This is a genomic window from Aminobacter sp. P4_H6_2 (assembly GCF_056400805.1).
The window spans coordinates 1-2,271 of the sequence record NZ_JBFUKO010000774.1; the positions used below are offsets into that span (position 1 = coordinate 1).

2 protein-coding genes are annotated in these 2,271 nt (G+C 60.8%); both read right to left on the reverse strand.

Features of this window, described 5'->3' with window-relative positions; translation table 11 throughout:
- Positions 1 to 685, reverse strand: a 685-nt coding sequence (locus AC1DUU_RS29925) for an FGGY family carbohydrate kinase (RefSeq protein ID WP_476786945.1), incomplete at its 3' end; no start/stop codon positions are given.
- A gap of 112 nt (positions 686 to 797) precedes the next feature.
- Positions 798 to 2,271, reverse strand: a 1,474-nt coding sequence (gene glpD / locus AC1DUU_RS29930) for a glycerol-3-phosphate dehydrogenase (protein WP_476786946.1), incomplete at its 5' end; no start/stop codon positions are given.

The window sequence follows — 2,271 nt, forward strand, 5'->3', positions numbered from 1 at the left end:
ATCTATCGGTGACCCCGAAGTCGGCGGCGCAATCCTTGACCTCGGGCAGCATCACTGCGGGGATGCGCAGGATGTCGAGCAATTCGGCGTCCCAGGCGTTTTTCTCGATGTTGTAGACCAAAGTGCGTGAGGCGTTGGTGGCGTCGGTCGCGTGCACCTTGCCGCCGGTCAGGCGCCAGATCAGGAACGAGTCGATCGTGCCGGCGAGCAACTCGCCGCGCTCGGCCCGCTTGCGCGCGCCCTTCACATGATCGAGCAGCCAGGCGATCTTGGTGCCGGAGAAATAGGGATCGAGCAGCAAGCCGGTCTTTTTGGTGAAGCGCGGCTCCAGCCCTTGCTTCTTGAGGTTGGCGCAGAGCAATGCTGTGCGCCGATCCTGCCAGACGATCGCATTTTGGATCGGCTTGCCTGATACCTTGTCCCAGATGACGACCGTTTCGCGCTGGTTGGTGATGCCGATCGCCGAAATGTCGCCAGCGGCCTTTCCAGCCTTTTCGAGTGCGATCTTGCAGGTAGAGACAACGCTATCCCAGATTTCCTCCGGGTCRTGTTCGACCCAGCCGGAGGCGGGGAAATGCTGGGTGAATTCCTTCTGGCCTAAGCCGGCGAGCTTCATCGCCGCATCGAAAACAATCGCCCTGCTGGATGTTGTGCCCTGATCTATCGCCAGAATGAAGCCGCTCATTTTCCCTCTCCTGCTGCATGAAGGGGAGGCGGTATGGTGCCGTCTCCCCTTACAAATCGACGCCGTGCGATATTGCGCTCGACAGGTTATTAGCCGTCGGCAAGGTTGGTAGCTAGGCCGCCGCGTTGCCGGCTCTCGTGCCTATTCCTTGCAGAAATTCATCGAGTGACGCGGCCTGCTCCTTGCCGAGCTTGAGACCGCGCTTGGTGCGTCGCCACAAAATGTCCTCTGCCGTCACCGCCCACTCATGGTCGACGAGGTAGCGCACCTCCGCCTCGTAGAGGTCGGCGCCGAAATTGCATCCCAGCTCGGCTTCGGATTTGGCGAGGCCCAAAAGGGCTTTTGCCCGCGTGCCATACAGCCGGGTCAGGCGACGGGCGAGGCGCATGTCGAGGAACGGATAGGCGGCCTTGAGTTTCACCACTTCGGCGTCGAATGCGGTTGCCGCAAACTCGCCGCCAGGCAGGGCTGCTGTCGCTGTCCAGGATTTGCCCTTCTTGCCCAGATGCTTTTCGATGATATCGAGCATCGACTCGGCAAGACGCCTGTAGGTGGTGATCTTGCCGCCAAAGATGTTGACGATCGGCACCTTACCCTCGCCGCCATCCGACTTCAGGACATAGTCGCGCGTCGCTTCCTGCGCCTTGCTGGCACCATCGTCATAAAGCGGCCTGACGCCGGAATAGGTCCACACAATGTGCTCGGGCTTCACCGGTTCGGCGAAATATTCGCTCGCCGCAGCGCAGAGATAGTCGATCTCAGCCTGGCTGATCTCTGCCATATGCGGGTCGCCGTCATAATCCTGGTCGGTGGTTCCGATCAGGGTGAAGTCTTCTTCATAAGGAATGGCGAAGATGATCCGCCCGTCCTTGTTCTGGAAAAAATAGGCGCGCGGGTCATCGAATTTCTTCGGGACCACGATATGACTGCCCTGGACCAGGCGCACATTGTGGACGTTGTTCTGCCCGACTGTCTCGGTCAAGACATGGTCGATCCACGGCCCGGCGGCGTTGACGATCAGCCGCGCCTTGACCTCTTCGATCTTGCCGCTGCGCGTGTCTTCGACCTGGATGGCCCAATGGCCATTGTCCCGGCGCGCACGCGTCACCTTGGTCCGGGTGCGGATCACCGCCCCCCGGTTGGCAGCGTCGCGGGCGTTGAGCACCACCAGCCGGGCATCATTGACCCAGCCGTCCGAATATTCGAACGCCTTTGAAAACATCGGCTTGAGCGGCTTGCCGGCGGCATCGCTTTGCATGTCGAGCGTCTTGGTCGCGGGCAAAAGCTTGCGCCCGCCAATGTGGTCGTAGAGAAACAGGCCGAGCCTGATCAGCCAGGCCGGACGCAGGCCCTTGGCGTAGGGCAAGACAAAACGCATCGGCCAGATGATGTGCGGCGCATTGCGCCACAGCACCTCGCGCTCCATCAGTGCCTCGCGCACCAGGCGGAATTCGTAATGTTCGAGATAACGCAGTCCGCCATGGATCAGCTTGGTCGAGTAGGACGACGTGCCGCTGGCGAGATCGTTCATTTCGGCGAGGTAGACCGAGTAACCGCGTCCGACCGCATCGCGTGCGATGCCGCAG